The organism is Pseudomonas sp. PA-7-1E, from assembly GCF_021605325.1.
Lineage (GTDB): Bacteria > Pseudomonadota > Gammaproteobacteria > Pseudomonadales > Pseudomonadaceae > Aquipseudomonas > Aquipseudomonas fluorescens_BV.
On sequence record NZ_WKFA01000065.1, the window covers coordinates 1 to 21,138 of the forward strand.

26 protein-coding genes and 1 pseudogene are annotated in these 21,138 nt (G+C 59.4%); 13 read left to right on the forward strand and 14 right to left on the reverse strand.

All coding sequences use genetic code 11. The features are described from left to right. Positions 1-234: tRNA (adenine(22)-N(1))-methyltransferase TrmK (locus GIW79_RS25705; protein WP_236477438.1), on the reverse strand; the 234-nt coding region annotated here is incomplete at its 3' end. Positions 235-244: 10 nt separating this feature from the next. Beyond that, positions 245-958: a FadR/GntR family transcriptional regulator gene (locus GIW79_RS25710; protein WP_034126185.1), complete on the reverse strand. Its 714-nt coding sequence runs from the start codon at positions 956-958 to the stop codon at positions 245-247. Positions 959-1,294: 336 nt separating this feature from the next. On the opposite strand from GIW79_RS25710, the gene GIW79_RS25715 reads away from it, so the two are divergent. Both GIW79_RS25715 and gudD read left to right on the forward strand, forming a co-directional pair. After that, positions 1,295-2,644: an MFS transporter gene (locus tag GIW79_RS25715; RefSeq protein ID WP_054921658.1), complete on the forward strand. Its 1,350-nt coding sequence runs from the start codon at positions 1,295-1,297 to the stop codon at positions 2,642-2,644. A 19-nt stretch (positions 2,645-2,663) separates the two neighbouring features. After that, positions 2,664-3,989 (forward strand): glucarate dehydratase, encoded by a 1,326-nt coding sequence (gene gudD / locus GIW79_RS25720; RefSeq protein WP_236455930.1) that lies wholly within the window; start codon positions 2,664-2,666, stop codon positions 3,987-3,989. A gap of 197 nt (positions 3,990-4,186) precedes the next feature. Here gudD and GIW79_RS25725 read toward each other — a convergent pair. From GIW79_RS25725 to GIW79_RS25740, 4 genes and pseudogenes are all read right to left on the reverse strand, one after another. Then, positions 4,187-5,188, reverse strand: a pseudogene (locus GIW79_RS25725) (chitinase); the annotation flags it as partial. Between the two features lie 40 nt (positions 5,189-5,228). Further along, positions 5,229-5,864, reverse strand: a complete 636-nt coding sequence (locus GIW79_RS25730; protein ID WP_197880754.1) for a lytic polysaccharide monooxygenase auxiliary activity family 9 protein — start codon at positions 5,862-5,864, stop codon at positions 5,229-5,231. Between the two features lie 209 nt (positions 5,865-6,073). Continuing rightward, positions 6,074-6,457 carry an addiction module antidote protein gene (locus tag GIW79_RS25735; RefSeq protein WP_056785934.1) on the reverse strand — a complete coding sequence of 128 codons (384 nt, stop codon included), beginning with the start codon at positions 6,455-6,457 and terminating at the stop codon, positions 6,074-6,076. Between the two features lies 1 nt (position 6,458). Continuing rightward, on the reverse strand, positions 6,459-6,761 hold the full coding sequence (locus GIW79_RS25740) for a type II toxin-antitoxin system RelE/ParE family toxin (RefSeq protein WP_014719210.1): 303 nt from the start codon (positions 6,759-6,761) through the stop codon (positions 6,459-6,461). Between the two features lie 627 nt (positions 6,762-7,388). Between GIW79_RS25740 and GIW79_RS25745 the strand changes: the two genes are divergently transcribed. From GIW79_RS25745 to GIW79_RS25755, 3 genes are all read left to right on the forward strand, one after another. Next, the gene (locus GIW79_RS25745; protein ID WP_032902107.1) at positions 7,389-7,724 is read left to right on the forward strand and encodes a DUF6124 family protein; all 336 of its coding nucleotides are present in this window, start codon (positions 7,389-7,391) and stop codon (positions 7,722-7,724) included. Between the two features lie 189 nt (positions 7,725-7,913). Further along, positions 7,914-8,654, forward strand: coding sequence for a type 1 glutamine amidotransferase domain-containing protein (locus GIW79_RS25750; RefSeq protein ID WP_034126180.1), 741 nt, complete (start codon positions 7,914-7,916; stop codon positions 8,652-8,654). A 106-nt stretch (positions 8,655-8,760) separates the two neighbouring features. After that, positions 8,761-9,687: an acetoacetate decarboxylase family protein gene (locus tag GIW79_RS25755; RefSeq protein ID WP_034126376.1), complete on the forward strand. Its 927-nt coding sequence runs from the start codon at positions 8,761-8,763 to the stop codon at positions 9,685-9,687. Positions 9,688-9,701: 14 nt separating this feature from the next. Here the strand turns inward: GIW79_RS25755 and GIW79_RS25760 are convergent, their stop codons facing one another. Further along, the gene (locus GIW79_RS25760) at positions 9,702-10,160 is read right to left on the reverse strand and encodes a MerR family transcriptional regulator (RefSeq protein ID WP_034126375.1); all 459 of its coding nucleotides are present in this window, start codon (positions 10,158-10,160) and stop codon (positions 9,702-9,704) included. A gap of 177 nt (positions 10,161-10,337) precedes the next feature. Here GIW79_RS25760 and GIW79_RS25765 point away from each other — a divergent pair, with 177 nt between their 5' ends. The 3 genes from GIW79_RS25765 to GIW79_RS25775 all read left to right on the forward strand — a co-directional run bounded on the left by GIW79_RS25765 (position 10,338) and on the right by GIW79_RS25775 (position 12,656). Beyond that, entirely contained in the window at positions 10,338-11,168 is an 831-nt protein-coding gene (locus GIW79_RS25765; protein ID WP_032896079.1) for an alpha/beta fold hydrolase, read from the forward strand. A 94-nt stretch (positions 11,169-11,262) separates the two neighbouring features. Then, complete coding sequence (locus GIW79_RS25770; protein WP_236455932.1) at positions 11,263-12,288, forward strand: alpha/beta hydrolase family protein; 1,026 nt, start codon at positions 11,263-11,265, stop codon at positions 12,286-12,288. A 197-nt stretch (positions 12,289-12,485) separates the two neighbouring features. Next, positions 12,486-12,656, forward strand: a complete 171-nt coding sequence (locus GIW79_RS25775) for a DUF2986 domain-containing protein (RefSeq protein ID WP_073526986.1) — start codon at positions 12,486-12,488, stop codon at positions 12,654-12,656. On the opposite strand, the gene GIW79_RS25780 is transcribed toward GIW79_RS25775, so the two are convergent. From GIW79_RS25780 to GIW79_RS25800, 5 genes are all read right to left on the reverse strand, one after another. Beyond that, positions 12,628-13,623: a GlxA family transcriptional regulator gene (locus tag GIW79_RS25780; protein ID WP_200584445.1), complete on the reverse strand. Its 996-nt coding sequence runs from the start codon at positions 13,621-13,623 to the stop codon at positions 12,628-12,630. The genes GIW79_RS25775 and GIW79_RS25780 overlap by 29 nt on opposite strands. A 4-nt stretch (positions 13,624-13,627) precedes the next feature. Beyond that, a complete protein-coding gene (locus tag GIW79_RS25785) occupies positions 13,628-14,170 on the reverse strand; it encodes a cysteine hydrolase family protein (protein WP_200584447.1) in 543 nt (180 codons plus the stop codon). A gap of 91 nt (positions 14,171-14,261) precedes the next feature. Next, complete coding sequence (locus GIW79_RS25790; RefSeq protein ID WP_198790809.1) at positions 14,262-14,795, reverse strand: GNAT family N-acetyltransferase; 534 nt, start codon at positions 14,793-14,795, stop codon at positions 14,262-14,264. Continuing rightward, positions 14,785-15,996, reverse strand: a complete 1,212-nt coding sequence (locus GIW79_RS25795; RefSeq protein ID WP_057977048.1) for a YeeE/YedE family protein — start codon at positions 15,994-15,996, stop codon at positions 14,785-14,787. Before GIW79_RS25795 ends, GIW79_RS25790 begins: the two co-directional genes overlap by 11 nt. 147 nt (positions 15,997-16,143) lie before the next feature. Beyond that, positions 16,144-16,761 carry a TetR/AcrR family transcriptional regulator gene (locus GIW79_RS25800; RefSeq protein WP_236455122.1) on the reverse strand — a complete coding sequence of 206 codons (618 nt, stop codon included), beginning with the start codon at positions 16,759-16,761 and terminating at the stop codon, positions 16,144-16,146. A 134-nt stretch (positions 16,762-16,895) separates the two neighbouring features. On the opposite strand from GIW79_RS25800, the gene GIW79_RS25805 reads away from it, so the two are divergent. Continuing rightward, positions 16,896-17,336 (forward strand): hotdog fold domain-containing protein, encoded by a 441-nt coding sequence (locus GIW79_RS25805; protein ID WP_236455120.1) that lies wholly within the window; start codon positions 16,896-16,898, stop codon positions 17,334-17,336. Positions 17,337-17,346: 10 nt separating this feature from the next. On the opposite strand, the gene GIW79_RS25810 is transcribed toward GIW79_RS25805, so the two are convergent. Together GIW79_RS25810 and GIW79_RS25815 are read right to left on the reverse strand one after the other, a co-directional pair. Further along, positions 17,347-18,675, reverse strand: coding sequence for a sensor histidine kinase (locus GIW79_RS25810; protein ID WP_034126173.1), 1,329 nt, complete (start codon positions 18,673-18,675; stop codon positions 17,347-17,349). Continuing rightward, positions 18,668-19,342: a response regulator transcription factor gene (locus tag GIW79_RS25815; protein ID WP_034126172.1), complete on the reverse strand. Its 675-nt coding sequence runs from the start codon at positions 19,340-19,342 to the stop codon at positions 18,668-18,670. Before GIW79_RS25815 ends, GIW79_RS25810 begins: the two co-directional genes overlap by 8 nt. A gap of 135 nt (positions 19,343-19,477) precedes the next feature. On the opposite strand from GIW79_RS25815, the gene GIW79_RS25820 reads away from it, so the two are divergent. From GIW79_RS25820 to GIW79_RS25835, 4 genes are all read left to right on the forward strand, one after another. Further along, on the forward strand, positions 19,478-19,651 hold the full coding sequence (locus GIW79_RS25820; protein ID WP_014719228.1) for a hypothetical protein: 174 nt from the start codon (positions 19,478-19,480) through the stop codon (positions 19,649-19,651). Further along, a complete protein-coding gene (locus GIW79_RS25825) occupies positions 19,632-19,979 on the forward strand; it encodes a hypothetical protein (RefSeq protein WP_089041989.1) in 348 nt (115 codons plus the stop codon). The genes GIW79_RS25820 and GIW79_RS25825 overlap by 20 nt, the downstream gene beginning before the upstream one ends. A gap of 302 nt (positions 19,980-20,281) precedes the next feature. After that, the gene (locus GIW79_RS25830; protein WP_089041988.1) at positions 20,282-20,851 is read left to right on the forward strand and encodes a type 1 glutamine amidotransferase family protein; all 570 of its coding nucleotides are present in this window, start codon (positions 20,282-20,284) and stop codon (positions 20,849-20,851) included. A 107-nt stretch (positions 20,852-20,958) separates the two neighbouring features. Continuing rightward, on the forward strand, positions 20,959-21,135 hold the full coding sequence (locus GIW79_RS25835; protein WP_172415487.1) for a hypothetical protein: 177 nt from the start codon (positions 20,959-20,961) through the stop codon (positions 21,133-21,135). Positions 21,136-21,138: the final 3 nt, after the last annotated feature.

The following is a 21,138-nucleotide window of genomic DNA, read 5'->3' on the forward strand; positions in this document are numbered from 1 at the left end:
CCCGGCCGGCCGCAGGTGGGTTGCCGCCTCAGGGCCTTTGCCGCCCACGGTCGGTTGGCCCGAAAAAACCGGTGCCGCGCCCCCTCCCCCCGCCACGGCCGCCGCAATAGCGCCACGGTGTATCAGGGCCACCGGCAGGTAGGCATGGTCCGAGCCGATATCGGCCAGGCGGGCACCCGCCGGAATGTGCGCGGCCACGCGCTCCAGGCGCTGGGACAAGGTGTGTTCGTTCAACGGTGATTCCTTAAGAGTGCCCGGAAAATCGATCCCGGCTGTTGGTCAAGTGCAGCACCATGGCCGCCCGTGCGGCGTCCGGGTCCTGGCGCTTGATAGCGTTGTAGATGGCCTCGTGTTCCAGGTTCGCCAACTGCCCCAGTTGGGCAAAGTCCGCGCCGCCGCGCTCGACGGCATTCACCTGGGTGCGCGGAATCATCGCCGTGCCCAGGTGCTGCATGATGTCGGTGAAAAACGTATTGCCGGTGGCTTCGGCGATCAGTTGGTGAAAGCGCTTGTCCTCCTCCACACAGCTGTCGTTGTTGGCCAGGGAGGCTTGGTAGTCGTCCAGTGCCTGGCGCATGTGGGCCAATTGCGCGTCACTTCTGCGCAGCGCGGCCAGGGCCACCGCTTGCACTTCCAGGCCCAGGCGCAATTCGAGCATGTTGCGCACGCTGGCGACCGTGTCCACATGCAGGCGCAGGCCCGGCTGCGTGTGCTGCTCCAGCACAAAGGTGCCGATGCCGTGACGCGTCTCCACCAGCCCCGACGCCTGCAGCTTGGACAAGGCTTCACGCACCACGGTACGGCTCACCCCATGCTCAAGCACGATGGTGGATTCGGACGGCAGTTTTTCACCCGGCTTGAGTTGCCCCAACTGGATGCGCTGGGTCAGTGCCTCGACCACACCTTGGGCCAGGTTGGCGGAACGTTTGCGCACAGGCGGTGTGCTTTTAATCGGCATCGAGACGGGTCCACGGGGTTTGGCTGGGGGGAGCTTATCACCCTGAACGCACGGGGCGACGGGTGGCGGCGAAAAACACCCAACTTGTATGACAACACACTCATCCCACCTCACCCGACCCTGTCTTCGCTTCGAGAGAAGCGCACACCCCGAGCCGTCACTAGCGGGGCAAAACCCAATAAAATCTGGCAAATAACCAAAATAGCCAACCTCAATACCGGCTTATAAGAACAAAAACAGCCCTGACAGGATTGCGGCCTTTAAAAAACAACTTGTATGATGTCTGTCAACAAAACACCAAGCCCGCATAAAAATAATCAGGGGGAGTTTTCATTCGTGAAGCATTCAAGCCCAGCATCTGCCGTACCCGAAAGTGATTCAGCGCTCGCCCGCGCCGTGAGCAAAGTGAAGGGCCATGTGCTCCCACTGTTCGTGGTCATGTTCATCCTCAACTACATCGACCGGGTCAATATCGGCTTCGTGCGCACGCACATGGAGCATGACCTGGGAATCGGCGCAGCGGCCTACGGCTTCGGCGCCGGGCTGTTCTTCATTGGCTATGCACTGTTCGAAGTGCCCTCCAATATGCTGCTGCAAAAAGTCGGCGCCCGCATCTGGCTGACCCGCATCATGTTCACCTGGGGCATCGTCGCCACGCTGATGGCGTTTATCCAGAACGAAACCCACTTCTACATCCTGCGTTTCCTGCTGGGTGTGGCGGAAGCAGGATTCTTCCCCGGCGTGATCTATTACTTCACGCGCTGGTTGCCCGGTGTGGAGCGTGGCAAGGCCATCGCGATCTTCCTCAGTGGCTCGGCGGTGGCGTCGTTGATCTCCGGGCCGTTGTCGGGTGCGTTGTTGCAGATCGAAGGCTTTGGTTTGCATGGCTGGCAATGGATGTTCGGCATCGAAGGCCTGGCCTCGGTGGCGCTGGGCTTCTTCGTGTGGTTCTGGCTCGACTCCAAACCCCATGACGCCAAGTGGCTGAGCCGCGAAGAGCAGGATGCGCTGGTGGGCGCCATCGATCAGGAGCAACGTGATCGCGAAGCCCTGACCACGGTGAAACCCACCCTCGGCAAGCTGCTCAAGGACCGCCAGATCCTGCTGTTTTGCGCCCTGTACTTTTGCATTCAATTGACGATCTACGCCGCCACCTTCTGGCTGCCGAGCATCATCAAGAAGATGGGTGACTTGAGTGATGTGCAGGTCGGTTTCTTCAACTCGATCCCCTGGCTGATCTCGATCATTGCCATGTACGCCTTTGCGTCGCTGTCGGGCAAGTTCAAGTTCCAGCAGGCCTGGGTCGCGGCGGCCCTGCTGATCGCGGCGGCCGGCATGTTCATGTCCACCACCGGCGGGCCGATCTTCGCTTTCGTGGCGATCTGTTTTGCGGCCATCGGGTTCAAGTCTGCGTCGTCGCTGTTCTGGCCGATCCCCCAGGGCTACCTGGATGTGCGCATCGCCGCCGCGGTGATCGCGCTGATCAACTCCATTGGCAACCTGGGCGGTTTTGTGGCGCCGACTACCTTCGGCTTTCTCGAACAAACCACCGGCTCGATACAGGGCGGGCTGTATGGCCTGGCCTGCACCTCGGTGCTCGCGGCCATCCTGGTGTTCTTTGCCAAGACCTCACCCTCTGCCGTACCGGCCGTGCCCAGCGGCGCCGCCATCAGCAAACCTCTTTGAACTCAGCCAGGAACGCGCCATGAATACCCCTGTCGTTACTCATTTCCAAGTCATCCCCGTCGCCGGCCACGACAGCATGTTGCTGAACCTCAGCGGCGCCCACGGCCCCTACTTCACGCGCAATATCGTCATCCTCAAGGACAGCAGCGGCAAAACTGGCGTGGGCGAAGTACCCGGCGGCGAGCGCATTCGCCAAACCCTGGAGGATGCCCGCAGCCTGGTGATCGACCAGCCGATTGGCCAGTACCAGCGCGTTCTCAACCAGATGCGCAGTACCTTTGCGTCTCGAGACAGCGCGGGCCGCGGCCTGCAGACCTTCGACCTGCGCATCACCATCCACGCCGTCACCGCCATGGAGGCCGCGCTGCTCGATTTGCTTGGCCAATTTCTTGAGGTGCCGGTGGCCGCCTTGCTTGGCGAAGGCCAGCAACGCGATGCGGTGAAGATGCTCGGCTACCTGTTCTATGTGGGGGATCGCAACGCCACCGACCTGGCCTACCGCAACGAGGCCGACGCCGATGATGAGTGGTTCCGCCTGCGCCATGAAACAGCCCTGACCGCCGACGCGGTAGTGCGCCTGGCCGAAGCGGCCAAGGCCAAATATGGTTTCAACGATTTCAAGCTCAAGGGCGGCGTATTGAGTGGCGACGCGGAAATCGAAGCCGTCACCGCGCTGGCCGAAAGGTTTCCCGATGCGCGCATCACCCTTGATCCCAACGGCGCATGGTCGCTGAAGGAAGCCATCCGCCTGTGCCGCGACCAGCATCATGTGCTGGCCTACGCCGAAGACCCCTGCGGCGCAGAAAACGGTTATTCAGGCCGTGAAGTCATGGCCGAATTCCGCCGCGCCACGGGCCTTAAAACCGCCACCAACATGATCGCCACCGACTGGCGCGAAATGGGCCACGCCATCCAGTTGCAATCGGTGGACATTCCCCTCGCCGACCCGCACTTCTGGACCATGCAGGGCTCGGTGCGCGTCGCGCAAATGTGCAACGAGTGGGGCCTGACCTGGGGCTCGCATTCCAACAACCACTTTGATATTTCCCTGGCAATGTTCACCCAGGTGGCGGCGGCCGCACCGGGCGAGATCACCGCCATCGACACCCACTGGATCTGGCAGGACGGCCAGCGCCTGACGCGGGAGCCGTTGAAGATTGAAGGGGGCTATGTGAAGGTGCCGGCCAAGCCTGGCCTGGGTGTGGATATCGATATGGACGCGGTGGCCAAGGCTCATGAACTGTACAAAGGCATGGGCCTTGGAGCCCGGGATGACAGTGTGGCGATGCAGTTTCTGATCCCAGGTTGGGGCTTTGATAACAAGCGGCCTTGTCTGGTGCGGTAAATCGGCTTTAGGAATGCTCAGCGCAATTTGAGCGTGACGCAAAAAATCCGATGCCCAAACAGGCATCGGATTTTAGTCAGATCAGAAGCTTAGCTGTTTGACCTCTGGCACGTCTGCCAGAGGCCCCTTTTGCGCTACTGCCGATTGGCGATCTCCAGATCCGCCTCTTCCTGCTCCAGGCCAGCGAGATCAGTGCCATTGATCATCGGCCCATAACGGCGGCTGAACTCCCAGTTGTAGGGCACATGGTCTTTGTTGATCCCGTTGTCCCAATTCACCGACCAGGTCATCAGGCCCTTGATCGACAATCCTTTGTCGTGCAAACGCTTGAATGTATTGGTCACGGCTGTCGGGTTGACTACATAACCGGTGGCAGCCGCATCGACGTTGGCGGGCAGGCCAATGACGAACTTGTCTGCCGGGATCTTGGTAAACCCGCGCGTTCCGCTCACCAGACTTTCGGTGAGGTAAAACAGGAAATCCTCCTTCATCGCGTCGTTGTTCTGGGCAATCCAGGCGCCGTTGCCATTGTTGACCTCCTGCACCCAGATGCCGTCGCCCCCCTGGTTGTAATACTGCGGGGCGATGAAGTCGTAATAGCCTTCCAGCGCCTGGATGTAACCGACGTATTTGCCGGCGGTGGTGAGGTACGGAAACTCCGGTGCCATGCTGATGATGAAGTGTTTGCCTTGACCTGCGTAGTGGTCCTTGACCAGTTTCAAGGCGGCGGGCAGGACAGTCTTGTTGTCGGCGAAATCAATCGCGCTCTGTTCAAGATCAATATCCAGGCCATCAAAGCCATAGGTTTCCACCAGGCGGATAATTTCGCTGGCCAGCGGCTGTTCGTTGCCTTTATGCAGTTCGATGTGTGCATCGGCGCCGCCAAGGGAAATCAGCACCGCCCTGCCCTGGCTGTTCAGCACGCCCACCTGGCGACGGAACTCGGCGTCGGACACCTTGTACGGTTTGAAGGTTGGGATACCGTTGCCCTTCATGAAGGCCACGGCCACCACGTTGTAATCCTTTGGCACATCCACCAGGCTCATATTGGCGAACTGGCCACGCTGGTAGCCATCGCTCGGGCCGGCAGGCCAGTTGTGCCAGAAGCCCATGAGGATCTTTTTGCCGGCAATGCTCGGCATCAGCGAAGCGGCATCGTTGAGCGGCGATTGCAGTGAGGTAAAGTCAATCTTTGACATGTTCTAATCCTTCAGAACGTGTGGGTTTAACGGTGCGGGCTTATTTGAAGTCCACATCGAAGGCTTGATAGAAGGCGTTGCCGGTGTTGGCGACGATCCACATCAACACAATCACATGCTGGCCCTTCTTGTTGGCCGGCAGTTTCACTTCATGATTGACCTTGGCCTTCAGTTCGCCTGCATGGCTGTAGTACGGCACCTGGGTATAGAAGTCTTCAGCGAACGGCTGGGTTTCCAGTTGCGCGCGGGTGATGCGCTGTTTCGGATCCCAGCCATCCTTGGTGATCAGCCAGCGATAGCCACGGGTGGTGTGCGGCGCGGTGTATGCCCAGGTGACCTTGAAGGTCTGACCCGGCTCGACATTGAGCAACGGCCAGGTGAAGGCGCGGCCAAGTTTCTTGGCCATTTCCTCGTGGGTGAAGTTGATGCAGTCACGGGCATCGGTCTTGCCACCGCTGAGGATGACGCCGTCGGCGGGTGGGGTGACGCTGTCACTGTCGGTTTGATAAGGCGCCGGGAACGGACCGGCCGTCAGTGCCGGGAAGTTCTTGCCGCCTTCCATTTCGTTGACCTGCCAGGTTTCCAGCAGGCCAAGATCCACGGCAACTGCGCCACGGCTGGAAGGGGATGTGACACGACCATGGCGAAGAGGTGTCTGGGTTTGTGGTTTGTTCATGTTGTGACTCCATTCACTTGATTAAGAACTCTCCTTTCTTGAAGGAGAGGACGTCAACCTAACGGAGTGGCTTTTTTTTGCCACAGGCCCATTTTTCACTCATTTTCGGTTCATGAGCGCGCAGACCTGCAAATACTGGATATATAAACAGCATTATAGGGAAACCCTTACGCTTCCAGAGGTCGATTTCCTACAAGACCATGCGCATTTCAATACAGCTTCTCTGTACCGATGGCAGCCGTTTTTTTAGGGGGGGTCGCAGTAATCGGTCGCACCGTCAGTTCCACCCCCAATGCCAGCATCAGCTTCTGGACCGTCTCATAACGCGTCTTTGAGCCGCCTTTCAGGGTTTTATACAGGCTCTCCCGATTCACCCCCGCCGCTTCGGCAACCTTGTTCACACCCTGGGCCTTGGCAACCTCGGCCAGCGCTTTCATAAGGACTTGCGGGTCATGGCACGCCATGCTTTGCGCAAGATAGGCACTGATGGTTTGCGGGCTATCAAGGAAGCGTGAAGCCTCATAGGCACTGGTGCCGGATGTATCCAGCTCGAGGATCGGCATGTCCTCTGGTTTGAATGTTGACTGACTCATGTCATTGACCTCTCAGGGCATCAAGAATCTCTTTTGCCCGCTTGATTCCTCGTTTCTGGTCGGTTTTATCGCTTCCCCACAGCATCAGGTAAGCGGTGATGCCCGTGCGCACAAAGTAAATCCTGTAGCCGGGCCCGACAAACACACGCATTTCACTCATGCCATCGCCTACAGGCTGGCAATCGCCAAAATTGTTTTCTTCGGCTCGATCCAGGCGGATCAGTACAGCCGTCTTACCCCACACATCCTTCATACCGTCGAGCCATGTATCGAACTCGGGCGTCCTGCCGATCGTATTGGTCACAGATTCAAATGTAGCCTACTGGCTACTCCTTGTAGATGCCAGTGAATTTTTAATGTCGGTGTGCACCGCCAGAAAAAATCCTAGTCCAGCCGCCGCGCAGGCAGCCGAGCAATACTATTAGCGCTTGTGTCCTCAAGACCGAAACGTTGCGTCGCGACTGAGGCATCCTCTCTGTAGGAGCGAGCTTGCTCGCGAAGAACGTAAAGATAATGTGTTCATCCAGAATGAACGCGGCGCCTATGTTTTTTCGCGAGCAAGCTCGCTCCTACAGGGAGTGAGTGAGTGGGCCGGCGTTGATGTAGACCCGTCCTACAGCAAGCTGCACCACCTTGCTCCATTGCCTACAGTTGCGTCAGAATCCGCCGGCTTGTGCGCTTGGATGGGCGTCTCTAAGGTGGCTCGGTCGCTGACAACTCAGTGATCGGGTTTAGTAGCCCGAGGGTCAATTACACTTAGTGCATGAGCTTCATCTATCAGACGTTCCTGTCTGTGCCTGATGGTGGCTGTGCGTAGGGCGCCTTCGGGCGCGCCGGCTTTGTGTAATTCCCCGGTCTACTAACCTGCGTACAGCTGCCACCCTTTCGTTTAGTAGCGAAACGGTGTCGGCCCCATTCAGGAATTACGCATATGTACAAAGTCACCCCAAACCCTCCAAACGATCCAAACCTGAAGCTTGATCAGGCAGCCCGTCGTGCGATCGATCACGCCCTCAACCCCAACGCCGAACCCTCTCCTCCACCCTCGACACCGCTGTTCAGCGTTGCCGACGATGCCAGCAATGAAATGCTCGTCGCCAATAGCTATGAAACCTTTTCCTCAGTAACCGCCCTGCTGCTCGACCTGTCGGATGAACTGACCGGTAAACAGCGCGACGTCGCGTTGGCGATTCATCAGTTAAGTGAGCTGGGAATGTTGTTGGTCGATAAGTTGATGGAGCGCGAGGCGGCTGTAGCAGCTGGCTAAACGTTCAACACGCCCAAAAAAAGCCGAGCCGTCGCGCCCCAAGACGACTCGGTTTTTTTTTGCCAAAGCAGGGGTTGACCTTAAAGCGAGGTTTAAGGTGAGCATGCACCAACCGACAGGATTACTGGACCCTGGATCATGCTCAAAACCCTTATTTCTTTTGCGTTGGTAGCGATAGGTGGCGCGCTTATGACATTTGCACAGGCTGAACCCGGCCCTTCCACGGCCGCTGCAAACAATCGCCAGATCCTGGTGATCATGACCAACCACGCCAGCTACCCCTCAAGGCCCGATACCACGGGCCTGTGGCTGACAGAGCTGACGCATTTCACCGAGGTCGTGGAAGCGGCTGGCTACACGACGGTATTTGCCAGCCCCAAAGGAGGTGCTGTGCCTCTGGACGAGCGCAGCCTCGGTTGGCTGTACATGGATAAGGCGGCGCGTGAACAGTTGCAGTCCCCGGCCTTTCGCGCCCGGCTGCAAAACACGCTGCCCATCGCCAATGTCGATCCGTCGCAATTTCGCGCGATCTACTTCACCGGCGGCCACGGTGTCATGTGGGACTTCCCTGGCAACCTCGACCTGCAACGTGTCGCCCAAACCATTTACAACCAGGGCGGCATCGTCTCGGCCGTGTGCCACGGTGTGGCGGGCCTGCTGGATCTGAAGGATGAACAGGGCAACGCGATCATCAAGGGCAAAAACATCACCGGCTTCTCCAATCGCGAAGAACTGCTATCGGGCATGAAGCGTGAGGTGCCGTTCTTGCTTGAAGACCGGCTGCTGAGCCAAGGGGCGCGTTACCGCAAGGGCTGGGTGCCGTTCACCTCATTTGTCATCACCGATGGCCGCCTGATCACGGGCCAGAACCCGCAATCGCCCAAGGCCGTCGCACTCGCCGTAATAACCGAGCTGTCCCACGAACGATAGCGCCTAGCCCCTCTCTGGAGAAAACCGATTGAACATTCCAAGCGCCATTTTAACCGGATTGCTGCTCACCCCTTTTGCCAACCTTGCGTTGGCCGGAACGCCCGAGATGCCCAGCCCCAACGACACAACCCACATCGATATCGCCGGCCAGCAGGTGCCCGTCGTCAAGGGTGGCTTGTACGACCGCTTTCGCTCCAACCCGCCGTTGTCGGTGGTTGCAGCAGAATTACCCGGGGTTGATTTAAGCTGGTTCAAAGGGTTGCAAAAGCACAAGGTCGACATCGGTTTTGAATCCTACTCGCCCAATTTTTACTACCAGAACAGTCGGGTAACAGCAGTCTATACAGCCGACATCGATAAGCTTCGGGCGTTGATGCCACCGCAGGTACTGGCCGCCGTGCAGCCCTTGCAAGTCTGGCCGGGTCGCGGGCTGATCGCGTTTACTGCGTACACCTATGAGCATTGCGATAACGACGCCTATAACGAAGTCGCCGTGTCGATCATCACGAACAAACCTGGCAAAGCCAACCTGGGCCCCTTTACGCTGGTGGGCCAGTCGATGTCGCAGGACTTTTGGGGCTATGTGCTCAAGCTGCCGGTGAATACCGAGCTGGCGCGGGTGCGCGGGGTGGTCGGTTACAACCTGCCGAAATGGCTGACCGGCATTGATCGCAAAGAGGATGGGCACTCGGTGGTGTATGACATTACCGATAGCAAGACCGGCAAACTGGACGTGTCGTTCAAGGCTAAAAAGCTTGAGAAGCTGTCCCGTGATATGGACCTGGTCACCAGCAGTTTCACCAATCTCGATCACCACGGCCAACTGGCCTATGGGTATGCGGTTTCCCGCCAGCTCAGCCATGGCTCCAGCCGTGACGCAGACTCAGCCACCCTCACGCTAGGCGATGGCAGCCTGTCCGATTACCTGCGCGACCTCAAGCTGGGGAAAATGGTGAAGTACGAATACGTACCCGAGTTCCAGAGCGCACTCTATGCGCCAGAGCCGCTCGTCAACCTGATTGGCGAACGCTGAACCTCGTGCGCCGGTCAGGCCCTCGGGGCCCGGCGGGCGCTTTTTTTTGTGGATGAGGCTGGAGCGCCCCCTTCCTCGCGCAGACGGTTTATCAGCATCTGCGCATTCTCGGCACAGGCCATGCCCTCGGGCTTGCCTTCGATGCCCTTGATGACGTTCAGCAACTGCGCCTTGTTCTGGGCCAGCCGTTGTTGCAGAACCTCGATTTCCTCGACCTTGTGCTTGAGCCCGCTGAGCAGCTCGTCATGCTGCCAACCACCGGCACTGCGGGGCATTAACTGCCGGATTTCTTCCAGAGAGAAACCGGCTGCCTGGGCACCCTTGATGATCTCCAACACCGCCTCGGTGCCGGGCGTATAGTCCCGATAGCCGTTGGATTTACGCTCAACCGATTGGATCAGACCGCTCGCCTCGTAGAAGCGGATGCGTGAGGCCGCCAACCCGCTGATTTTTGCCAACTCGCCTATTCTCATGTACCACCCACAAAAAACCATTGACCTTAAAGTTGACTTTAAACCTAAAGTCATTGGGCGGCCAAGGCGGCAATTGGTAGGCGGCGCGCTTGCCAGACACGCATGGGCCGCAGTGGGTCAATCCAGCGCCATGATCGCGATTCGATCAGGCCATCATTTCATTTGGGAGAGGCGAACATGGGCTACGTCACCACGCGAGACGGTGTTGAAATTTTCTACAAGGACTGGGGCCCACGCGATGCCCAGGTCATTTTCTTCCATCATGGCTGGCCACTGAGCGCAGATGATTGGGACGCGCAAATGCTGTTTTTCCTGGGCGAAGGTTACCGGGTCGTTGCCCACGACCGGCGTGGCCACGGGCGTTCCAGCCAGGTCTGGGACGGGCACGATATGGACCACTATGCCGACGACGTTGCGGCGGTGGTCGAGCACCTGGGTATACAAACTGCGGTGCATGTCGGTCACTCCACCGGCGGCGGTGAAGTGGTTCATTACATCGCCCGCCACGGTGAAGAGCGCGTCTCGAAGGCCGCCATCATTAGTGCCGTCCCTCCTTTGATGGTCCAGACCCCGAGCAATCCTGGTGGCCTGCCCAAGTCAGTGTTCGACGACTTGCAGGCGCAGCTGAAAGCCAACCGCGCACAGTTCTATCAGGACGTTCCCGCCGGACCTTTCTACGGCTATAACCGCCCAGGCGCCAAGCCGTCCGAGGGCATCATCCTGAACTGGTGGCGGCAAGGCATGATGGGCTGTGCCAAGGCGCACTATGACGGGATCGTGGCGTTTTCCCAGACCGATTTCACCGAAGACCTGAAGAGCATCCAGATTCCCGTATTGGTCATGCATGGCGACGATGATCAGATCGTCCCCCATGAAAATGCCGGGGTGCTGTCCGCCAAATTGTTGAAAAACAGCACGCTGAAAATCTACCCGGGCTTCCCGCATGGCATGCCTACTACCCATGCCGATACGATTAATGCGGATTTGCTGGCGTTTATAAGGAGCTGATTGATTATTGGGGGGGCGGGTGACCGCCTCCCCTCTACCTGAACCGCTCGTTTCAGGTCATGCTGCGTCCTTCATTTCAAGGACGATAAAAACAATGAAAGCCCCCCTCGCCGCCCTGCTCCTGATCAGCCTGACTGGGCCTGCACTCGCCAACGACCCCATCGGTTTCCAAACCACCACCATCCCTGACACTCACAACATTCGCCCACTGGAAATGGCCGTGTGGTACCCCTCCACCAGCACCGCCCAACCCAAGCTGATCGCTGACAACCTGGTGTTCATCGGTGTGCTTGCGGTGCCTGATGCCGCACCGGCGCCCGGTAAACATCCGGTGGTGGTGCTCTCCCACGGCTACGGTGGCAATTGGGGCAAGCAGGCGTGGTTGGCCAGTGCGCTGGCCCGGCAGGGGTATATCGTGGCGGCAGTGAATCACCCTGGCACCACCAGCCAGGATCGCAGCGCGCAAGCCGCTGCGCAGTTGTGGCAACGGCCCAGGGATTTAAGCCGGGCCATCGATGCGCTGTTGGCGCAGCCCGAGCCATTCGGTGCGGTGGATAGCGGGCGGATCGCGGTGATAGGCCATTCCCTGGGTGGCTGGACGGTCATGGAGAGCGCGGGGGCGCGTTTTGACCCGGCGTTGTTTGCCCGGGACTGCGAGACCCATCCGACATTGGTGGCGTGCAAGGCCTACCGTGAGATGAACCCTGAAGGTACGCCGAGCGGGAAGGCTCAAGTGGCCGCGGACTTGCGTGACAAGCGCGTGACCGCTGTGGTGTCTCTGGACCTGGGCTTGTCGCGCGGCTTTACCAATGCGAGCCTGGCGGCATTGCCGGTGCCGGCTCTGGTGATCGCCGCCGGTGTGCCGTCAGCGGATTTGCCGGCGCAGATGGAATCCGCCGACATGGCCAAGCGGCTGCCAAAAACGTCGACACAGTACGTGGAGATCCAGGACGCCAACCACTTCAGTTTTATGTCCCAGTGCAAACCGGGGGCGGCAGCGGTGCTTGACGCTGATGTGCCCGGTGACAGCATCATTTGCCAGGACGGCGAAGGCGCGCGGCCACGGCCCGTGATCCAGCAGCAGATAACCACGCTGATCACCCAGTTCCTGGCGCGCTGAGCCCGTGGCGAGGGAGCTTGCTCCCGCTGGAGTGCGCAGCGCTCCCAGCTTTTTTGGGGCAGCTACGCAGCCCAGCGGGAGCAAGCTCCCTCGCCACAGTTACCGGCTCTGCCTTAACTGACTGGTATTAACCCAGCGCCCGGTCACATTTGTTGAAACTGGTATCATCCGCGCCTTTCCCTCTCAGGCACCGCGACATGAACCGCCAGAAAAAACTCCAGCAGCTCTTCAAAGCCAAAGCGAAAAAGGCCAGTGCCAAGCTGGCGCCCAAAAGCAAAGACAGATACATCAGCAAGGCCGACCGTTTGAAGCTGGAAACCGAAGCTGGCCAGGACCCGGTTACGTCCCCCGAGACGCCTGCTGAGTAAGGCGCATGGCTGAAGGGGTGGCCGCTTCATACCTGCCCCAGATACGCCGCAGATGCCGCGCCGAACCAAAGCCTGCGCGTTCGGCGACGGTTTCAATGTCCAGGGCCGACTCGGCCAGCAGTTCGCGGGCTACGGCCAGGCGCAGGCGATGCAGGTAATCCAAGGGGCTGATCTGTACGTGCTCCTGGAACAGGCGCGCCAGGTGCCGGCTGCTGGTGCAGGCCAGGCTTGCCATGCGGGTGACCGTCCAGGTTTCACAGGGCGCGGCGGCGATGGCGTCTTGCACACGATGCACCGCCGGGTGCAGGTGATTGCGCCCGGTTATCCAGGGCGACAACTGCGGGTCGCTGCCGCTGCGGCGCAGGTACACCACCATGTCTCGCGCCACCGCGCACGCCAGCCGTGGCCCGGCCAGTTCGGCAACCAGGTGCAACATTAGATCGATACCCGCTGTAATACCGGCGCTGCAACTCACAGGGCCATCGGTGACGTACAGACGGTTTTCCAGCACCCGGGCCTTGGGGGCGAGGGCCTGCAGGGTGGCGCACAGAGAATGGTGCGTGGTGCATTGGCGCCCATCGAGCAGCCCGGCCCTGGCGGCACTCAATGCGCCGGCGCACACGCACACCAGACGCTCGGCCGAGGGCGCGACGACGTTTTGCAGCCACTGGGTGAGCTGATGGCTGGCCGATTCGAAGGCCTTTTGGTGGGCTTTCGACACGTTCATCGTGGAGCCCACCAACACCACCAGCGTACCGGGGGCCAGGGTCGGCGGCAGCGGCGCCAGCCCCATCAGCGGCAAGCCGATGGAGGTGTGCAGCGTTGCCACCGGACTGACGTATTGCAAGTCGAAATCCACCGCCGCCGGGTCGTCGACCTGCGCGGCCAGGCGCAGTACTTCGGCAGGCCCGGCCAGGTCGAGCATCAGCACGTTTGGCAATAGCACGAACAGCACCGGTACGCTCACCGCTTCACTCCGCCAGTGCCTGGGCGACCGTTACGATGCGGGCGAAGCGGTCATCGAGGACCAACTCCGTGCGTTCGCGAATCTCAGCCGGCGTATAGACCCGGCCGCTACGCACGTGGGTCATCGGGAAGGTCAACGTCGCCTCGCTGACAAAATCCACCTTGAAGCCGCTGTCCGCAGCGTGCCGCGTTGTGGTCTCGCAGCATTGCTCAGTGCGGATGCCGCTGATGATCAGCGTGGTGACGCCCATTTCCACCAACCGAGCGGCCAGTGGCGTACCGGCCAAAGCACTGTGGTAGCGCTTATGGATCACCAGTTGCGGCTTGATCGACAGCTCGCTCAATGCCCTGACGTTGCCCGATTGCATGGAGAAATGCCCTTGGTCTTCAACATGGAAGACTTGTATCACCGGGATGCCGCGCTGAACACAGCCATCGATGAGGGCCTGCTGTTTTTCCAGATAGTCGGGCAGGTCATTTTCGGACCAATAGGTTGAATGGCGGAATGAATGTTGCGCGTCGATCACGATCAGGGCTTTATGGGTCATGGACAGTCCTTGTGGCTTGCATCAATGGGTAAACGATGCACGCCATGGTAAGGACCACCCACAGTGCGCGACAGACGCAAGGCAGACTACTTCAGGACGGATTCGGACATGTCACCGGGCACGCCATGGCACAACGGCTGCCGGGTTCGAAGCCATGGGCGTACTCGTCCGCCAGGATCGTTTCCAGACGCGAATCAACGTGAGGCGCAAAGCCCAGGCGCCGATAGAACGGAGCATTCCAGGGTACATGCACGAAGGTGGTCAGCGTCACCGCACGCAGGTGTTGGGCGCGGGCATGATCTATCGCCGTTTCCACCAATCTGCGCCCCCAGCCCTGGCCTTGGAGCGGCTGAGCCACTGACACTTCATGGATATGCAGGTCGTCGCCAAAGCGTTCTGCGCTGAGGAAGCCTTGAGGGTGATCGTGGTGATCAACCACCACCCAACAGGTCGATAGCGCGATCCACTGCCGATGGCACTCGACGCCGATCGGCGCGGCATCCGCCAGCCAAGCCAGCCCTTCGATTGCGCGAAATGCCTGGGCTGCGCTCTGCTCGATGGCGGGCAACAAACCGGCATCTTGCGCGCGCGCCAGGCGAATGTGGGTGGACTGCTCAGCAGCCACTCAAGGCCACCTGGGGCCGTTCGCCCGCAAAGAAGAAGGGCCGCAGGCGCACGCCCACGCCGTTACCGATAAAGGCCGCCACCAGCCACACCCAGCCATGCAGGCTGCCCGAGGCGATGCCACTGAAGTACGCGCCGATGTTGCAGCCATAGGCCAGGCGCGAACCGTAGCCAAGCATCAGGCCGCCGATCACAGCCGCGATCAACGAGCGCGCTGGAATATTCAGGCTGGGCGCGAAACGCCCGGCCAGGCCTGCGGCCAACAACGCGCCGAGGACAATGCCGATGTCCATGACGCTGGTGATGTCTTCCCACACCGGTGCAGCCAGGGCCTTGGCATTGCCCGGCATCTGCCAGAACGCCCAACTGGCAACGTCCACGCCCAGCCCGCTCGCCACCTTGGCGCCCCACAGCGCGAACGCCGAGGTAATGCCCCACGGCCGTCCGGCCAGGGCGAGGGTGGCGTAGTTGAGCAGCGCCAGGCCAATCGCGCCCCACACCAGCGGCCAGGGTCCGCGCAGGAAGCGGCGTAGCCCTTGGTGCTCGCTTTGCACGCCTTGTTCAAGCTGGCCGTGACGGCGCTTTTCCAGGCGCACTGTCACCACTGCAATCAGCGCGAACACCGCCAGGCTCAAGACCAGCGCCGGCAGCACACCGAAACTTTTGACAATGGAAACCGCCGGGAACGATGGCAGTGCAAACCACCAGTCGACATGGTGGGTGGCGATCAACGAGCCGCAGATAAAGAACAGCAGCGTCACCAACATCCGGGCATTACCGCCGCCCACGGTGAACAAAGTACCCGACGCACAACCACCACCCAGCTGCATGCCGATCCCGAAGATGAACGCCCCGAACACCACCGACACACCGGCCGGCGCCACCAGCCCCACGACCGGCTGACCGAACAAAGTGCCCGCGCCCAACGCCGGGAAAAACAACAGCACCGCCACCGCCAGCATCACCATCTGCGCACGCAAGCCAGCGCCACGCCGATCATTGATAAACACGCGCCAGGCCGAGGTGAAACCGAAGGCTGCGTGATACAGCGTCAGGCCCAGCGCGGCACCGACCACCAGCAGCAACACTTGGCGTGCGCCGACCATGTTTTGCAGGAACAGCGCGCCCGCCACCAGGATGATAAAGGCAATCAGTGGCGCGACGGGCTTGCGCACGGGCGTCAGGGAAAGAGACGTGCTCATGGGGTTCTCGATTGGTTGGAAGGAGGCAAGTATAGCCCTAGACGGAATTTGATCAGATGGCGGCATTGCCGAAAGGCTCATCGCCTGAAGCACCGCTATCGCAGCCTCGCTGAAGCTCGACAGCTCCCACAGGGGATGGAGGACTGACTAACCCAGGCTGATCGACTGCCACGCTGCTTCAGCCAGCAGTTCGCGGTATTCAAATGGACTCTTTTTGACCTTCGCCGACAACCACGCACGCGAGTAACTTTCCGCCGCGCCAATGATCAGCGAAGGGATCAGCTCGGCAGGCAAATGACTGAAATGCTCCTTGCGCCCTTCCCCGCTCATCCACTCCTTCAACTGTTGGTTGCGCTGTTTATTGCGTGCAAGCAGCTCGTCCTTGAACGGGCCGCTGGAGACGGAAAAACGGCTTTGGAACACGAACCGCGCCCAGTCCGGCTGTGCGGTCACCCATTCAACGTAGCTGTACACCAGCCCGACGACGCCTGCGTGGGCGGTGTCCGCTGCTTGCAGATAGTGGTCACGCAGACTGGCCTGGTCCTCCAGCGCCGCAAAGAACAGCGCAGCGACCAACCCTTCTTTATTGCCGAAGTGGTGATAGATAGCGCCCACGCTGGTGTCGCAGCGCGCGCGAATGGTTTCGATAGAGGTCGCCTCGATGCCCACCTCGTTAAAACACGCCAGTGCTTCGCGCAGGATGATGCGCTTGAGGTCGCTGCGCCTGCCGGGGAAGGTGCGCTCGATGAGATCGATGGAGTGCATGGAGGAACGCCAAATCAAAACAGTTTATAGGCTGAACGACCGGCAGAGAAAGCTCAGGTTGACAGCCGTGGAATCAACAGAATATTGTTCCGTTACAGAATATTATTCTGCAAATGACCCTTGAGGATATTCCGATGAGCCAAGCCCTGAGCATGTTCAATAGCGTAGGCCCCGCCGCATTCAGCAACCTGGCGTGCCAAATGGCACCCTACTTCAGCACCATCACTCCCGAGATCGCGGAGCTCAAACCCAACCATGCGGTGGTCACCGTGCCGTTTCGCAAGGAAATCACCAATCACCTGGCCTCGGTGCATGCCATCGCACTGTGCAACGCCGCCGAACTGGCCGGCGGCATGATGACCGACGCGTCGATCCCCGCAGGCGCACGCTGGATTCCCAAAGGCATGACTGTGGAATATCTGGCCAAGGCGAAAACCGATATCCGCGCTGTTGCCGATGGCAGCGCTATCGATTGGCAAACCGCCGGAGACAAGATCGTGCCGGTGGAGATCTTCGATGCGGGCGGCGTCAAGGTCTTCACCGCCTACATCACCATGAATGTGAAGCTCGCTTAGGCACAATCGTTCAACAGACTCCAGATGCGCCGTCTGCCGGCGGCGTGTCCCGTACATTCGTAAAATCAAGAATGACCGTAAACCGTTGCTGCTCGCGGATCACCTCAATCTGCCAGCCCAGCTTTGCGCACAACTGCCGCATCAACTGCAACCCAAGCCCATATCCAAAATCATCGGACTCCTGCCGCGGCTTGACCTCACTGATGTAATTGGCAATCACCAGCCGGGGGTATTTGAAACTGATATCCACCGTGCCCTCTTCCGCGTATTGCAGCGCATTGCGCAGGAAGTTGCCGATCACGATACGGCAAGCCGTAGGGGGCAGCCGGCAAGGTTCGTTGTGGATGTCGATGCTTAGCTCAATATCCCGGTGACCGATCAGGTAGCGGTGCCTTTCAATCAGTTCGCCAACTACTTCGCTCAGATTAACGTCTTCCTCGGGCAACGACTCTGGACGTTCGCGGCTCATCCACAGCAATGTCTCGGCGATGAGCTGCATATTGAGCACCGAGCGTTCTACGCGCTGCAACGAGGGTGGTAGCACACCACCCGATTGCAGGGCCAACAATTCGATATTGGCCTTGAGCACCGCCAGCGGCGTGCGCAGTTCATGGCTGGTGTAGCGCAACAGACGGCCTTCTCGCTGGCTGGCGGCCTGCACTTGTTCAACACTTTTGGCCAGGGCATCGGCCAACATATTGAACTCCTTGAAGTTGAAACCCGGCCGCTCGCTGGCCAGGGCGTCAGGATTGTTCAGGGTGCTGGACCATTGGATCAGACGTCCCAGCGGACGCACCAACCACCACACCAACAGCGCGATGATAATCAGCGCCGGCACGAATACGGCCAGGCTGATGAGCTGGACGCTTTCCAGTACCTGGTCAAAGTAGGCGTCGGACAATGGCGTCTCCACCTCTCCCCCTACTTCCTTATCGTGGTCGATGTCATACATGTAGAGGGTTTTGCCGTCGCCCAGAGGTTGTTCGAGAACGATATGGAACGGCGCCTCGTCGTCATCGGAATAGAGATCGCCGAAGATATTCACCGCACCAAAGGACAGGCTCGGCGGTGCATTCAGCAACTCGCGCACGTCCTGCGGCAACGCCTCCTTGCCGATGACGCTGGTGTAGTAGTAATTGTGCGGCGTCGGCGTGGTCGGGTCCTGTTTGTAGTGCCGGAGAAAATACAGGGCTTCCTCCTCCATCATCGCGCTGGCGGTGTAGAACAGGCCGCGCACGGTGAATTCAGGCAGCAGCCTGCTATAGATCACCAGCACCACCGCAATCAGACACAGGAAACTGCCGCTGATTACCCACTTCAGGCTCAGGCCGCTACGCATGGGCCTTTACCTGGATGCCGACACCCGCCAGGGTATGGATCAATGGCCGGCCAAAAGGTTTGTCTACCGTCTTGCGCAGCCGATGCATATGCACTTTGAGCGTATTACTGTCGGGCGGCTCATCGCCCCAGATTTTGCTTTCCAACCGCTCCCTGGGAACAGGCTCGGGACTGGCCCGCATCAAGTGCTCCAGCAAGGCCCAGCAAATGGGTGACAGATGCAGCTCCTGCCCTGCCCGGCTGACTTTGCGGGTGGTCAGCTCCATGACCAAGTCGTCTACTTGCAGGCGGCTGGTCTGGCCGCTGCGCCGCAGGCTCAAGGCGCGAATCCGCGCCACCAGCTCGGCAAGCTCGAACGGCTTGACCAGATAGTCGTCGGCTCCCGCAGCAAAACTGGCGAGCTTGTCGGGCAACGCATCCAGCGAGGTCAGCATCAGGATGGGGGTCTGGATGCCTTGCTGGCGTAACCCTGCGCACAACTGCTGGCCGTTCAGTCGCGGCAGCATGATGTCCAGCAGAATGACGTCGTAATGCTGGTTGAGCGCCAGGTTGAGCCCGGCCTGGCCATTGCTGGCGTGATCGCAGACGATTCCGCTGATCTCCAGGTACTCGATGACAGTGGTGGCCAGGTCCAGGTTGTCCTCGACCAGCAGCAGATGAATATGCACGGAAAAACCCTCGGGCAGATGGTGCTCAGCGGTGTGAAGGATAGCGGAAGTCGGGCTGTTTCCTGCGATGTTTACCTGGTGTTAACCCCGTGCTGCTTAGGCTAAGGCTCTTCTTATCCAGAGCTCGTCACCGTCATGAACCTGTATTCGATGATCAAAGGGGTGCTGTTAGCCGTGATTTTCCTCGCGCTGATGGTGGGCATCCTTCCACAGCAAACTCAGTTGGTACGCATGGGAGGCAGTGGCTGGTTTCTGATTGGCCAGAATGTTGAGCAGACAGGGTCGTGTCATGTCGCCCGTGCGTCGTGATGAGCTGGGCGCCAACTATGCCAGCCAGTTGGTCGCCTGCGTGGTGCTGGTTATTGGTGTGGCGGTTTCGATGGGTATCTATATCGCGCGCTTGAATGCGCACCTCGATGAGCAACGCAACCTGACCTCGGTGTATCTGCCCGACTGCCCTGACGGCCGTGGTGGTTTTATGGTCTATCCCGATGACAGGCGCAGTGGTGACGAGTGCTACACCGCGCAGGAAGATGAGTCGATGGATGTCGATGAGCTGCAGCGGCTATCAGGCTGGAGCCTTGCGCAACGGTTCGACTCCATCCCGCCAGCGGTTCAATCACCGCGCACGTTTTAGATGCACAGCCTTTATGCTTACCCAGTGCAGGCGCCGGGCCGCTCTAAAGCCGCTGCGCTGGAGGCAGACTTGCTGCCCAACGGCGAGCTGTGCAGCGCACCAGAACACCCTCTCAACGTTTCACGCCTGAATATACCGCCGCGTTGATCACTGTCATTGTCAGTTGAAACACATACTGCCAATACTCCACCACACCATTCATCAGCCCCGCTGGCGAGTACACTCGACAGCAATGCCCACAAGGACAACCCTACTGGGCAGGTTGCTGCTGATTATCATGGAAACTTGAGAAGGACACTCAAATGGTACGTGCCGTTACTATTCTCACCGAGAATTTTTCTGACTGGGAGCCCGCGCTGATCAATTCCACGGGCCGCGCCTACTATGGCTTCGAGACTTGTTTTGCCGCTCCCGGTGGCAAGCAAGTAACATCATCCGGAGGCATGACCATCATTCCCGACCTGGCCATCGAGGCCATTCGGCTGGAAGATGTCGACTTGCTGATTGTGCCGGGAGGCCCGATCTGGAGAACAGACAACGCCCCCGCCATCGAGGCGCTGGTCCGTGAGGCTCACGCCAGGAACATCGTCGTGGCGGGAATCTGTGACGGTACCCGCGTACTGGCCAAGGCTGGAGTGCTGGATCACTTGCAGCACACCTCCAACTCCGCTGACAACCTCAAGCAGGTGCATTATCGCGGAGCAGATTATTACCAGGACGTACCGCACGCCGTTGCCGACCAGGGTGTGGTCACGGCTCCTGGCAGCGCGCCGGTCAGTTTCATGGCGCAAATTCTCGACACCTTGGGTTTGAAAGACAAGAAGCTGGATGCCTACCTGGCCATGCATGCGGCTGAACATATTCACGGCTGAACCCTTTCGCTTTTTCTCTCCCCTCTCCTCGGCGCTGCGGCCTGTTACCGGTCCGTAGCGCGCTTCACCGTTGAACCGCTCCTCCAATACCCAAAGCGGCAGAACCGATGCTGAACCTGATTGAGTGGTGGATATGTCTGAACATGCCGCCTGACGAGGTCAACAAAATCGCCCGGTTCCGCGAACTCAATGATGCTCAAAAAGCGCTGATGCTTTCAGCTCGTAAGAAGTCAGGGAAATTCACGGAGGGGTCCTGGGGACTCTCAACAGCAACTGAATGCTGATAG

Excerpts from the sequence above, each read along its gene's own strand:
- GIW79_RS25710 (WP_034126185.1), bottom strand. The coding sequence starts at position 958 with ATGCCGATTAAAAGCACACCGCCTGTGCGCAAACGTTCCGCCAACCTG.
- gudD (WP_236455930.1), top strand. The coding sequence starts at position 2,664 with ATGAATACCCCTGTCGTTACTCATTTCCAAGTCATCCCCGTCGCCGGC.
- GIW79_RS25730 (WP_197880754.1), bottom strand. The coding sequence starts at position 5,864 with ATGAACAAACCACAAACCCAGACACCTCTTCGCCATGGTCGTGTCACA.
- GIW79_RS25735 (WP_056785934.1), bottom strand. The coding sequence starts at position 6,457 with ATGAGTCAGTCAACATTCAAACCAGAGGACATGCCGATCCTCGAGCTG.
- GIW79_RS25745 (WP_032902107.1), top strand. The coding sequence starts at position 7,389 with ATGTACAAAGTCACCCCAAACCCTCCAAACGATCCAAACCTGAAGCTT.
- GIW79_RS25750 (WP_034126180.1), top strand. The coding sequence starts at position 7,914 with ATGACATTTGCACAGGCTGAACCCGGCCCTTCCACGGCCGCTGCAAAC.
- GIW79_RS25755 (WP_034126376.1), top strand. The coding sequence starts at position 8,761 with ATGCCCAGCCCCAACGACACAACCCACATCGATATCGCCGGCCAGCAG.
- GIW79_RS25760 (WP_034126375.1), bottom strand. The coding sequence starts at position 10,160 with ATGAGAATAGGCGAGTTGGCAAAAATCAGCGGGTTGGCGGCCTCACGC.
- GIW79_RS25765 (WP_032896079.1), top strand. The coding sequence starts at position 10,338 with ATGGGCTACGTCACCACGCGAGACGGTGTTGAAATTTTCTACAAGGAC.
- GIW79_RS25770 (WP_236455932.1), top strand. The coding sequence starts at position 11,263 with ATGAAAGCCCCCCTCGCCGCCCTGCTCCTGATCAGCCTGACTGGGCCT.
- GIW79_RS25775 (WP_073526986.1), top strand. The coding sequence starts at position 12,486 with ATGAACCGCCAGAAAAAACTCCAGCAGCTCTTCAAAGCCAAAGCGAAA.
- GIW79_RS25785 (WP_200584447.1), bottom strand. The coding sequence starts at position 14,170 with ATGACCCATAAAGCCCTGATCGTGATCGACGCGCAACATTCATTCCGC.
- GIW79_RS25795 (WP_057977048.1), bottom strand. The coding sequence starts at position 15,996 with ATGAGCACGTCTCTTTCCCTGACGCCCGTGCGCAAGCCCGTCGCGCCA.
- GIW79_RS25800 (WP_236455122.1), bottom strand. The coding sequence starts at position 16,761 with ATGCACTCCATCGATCTCATCGAGCGCACCTTCCCCGGCAGGCGCAGC.
- GIW79_RS25805 (WP_236455120.1), top strand. The coding sequence starts at position 16,896 with ATGAGCCAAGCCCTGAGCATGTTCAATAGCGTAGGCCCCGCCGCATTC.
- GIW79_RS25810 (WP_034126173.1), bottom strand. The coding sequence starts at position 18,675 with ATGCGTAGCGGCCTGAGCCTGAAGTGGGTAATCAGCGGCAGTTTCCTG.
- GIW79_RS25820 (WP_014719228.1), top strand. The coding sequence starts at position 19,478 with ATGAACCTGTATTCGATGATCAAAGGGGTGCTGTTAGCCGTGATTTTC.
- GIW79_RS25825 (WP_089041989.1), top strand. The coding sequence starts at position 19,632 with ATGTCGCCCGTGCGTCGTGATGAGCTGGGCGCCAACTATGCCAGCCAG.
- GIW79_RS25830 (WP_089041988.1), top strand. The coding sequence starts at position 20,282 with ATGGTACGTGCCGTTACTATTCTCACCGAGAATTTTTCTGACTGGGAG.
- GIW79_RS25835 (WP_172415487.1), top strand. The coding sequence starts at position 20,959 with ATGCTGAACCTGATTGAGTGGTGGATATGTCTGAACATGCCGCCTGAC.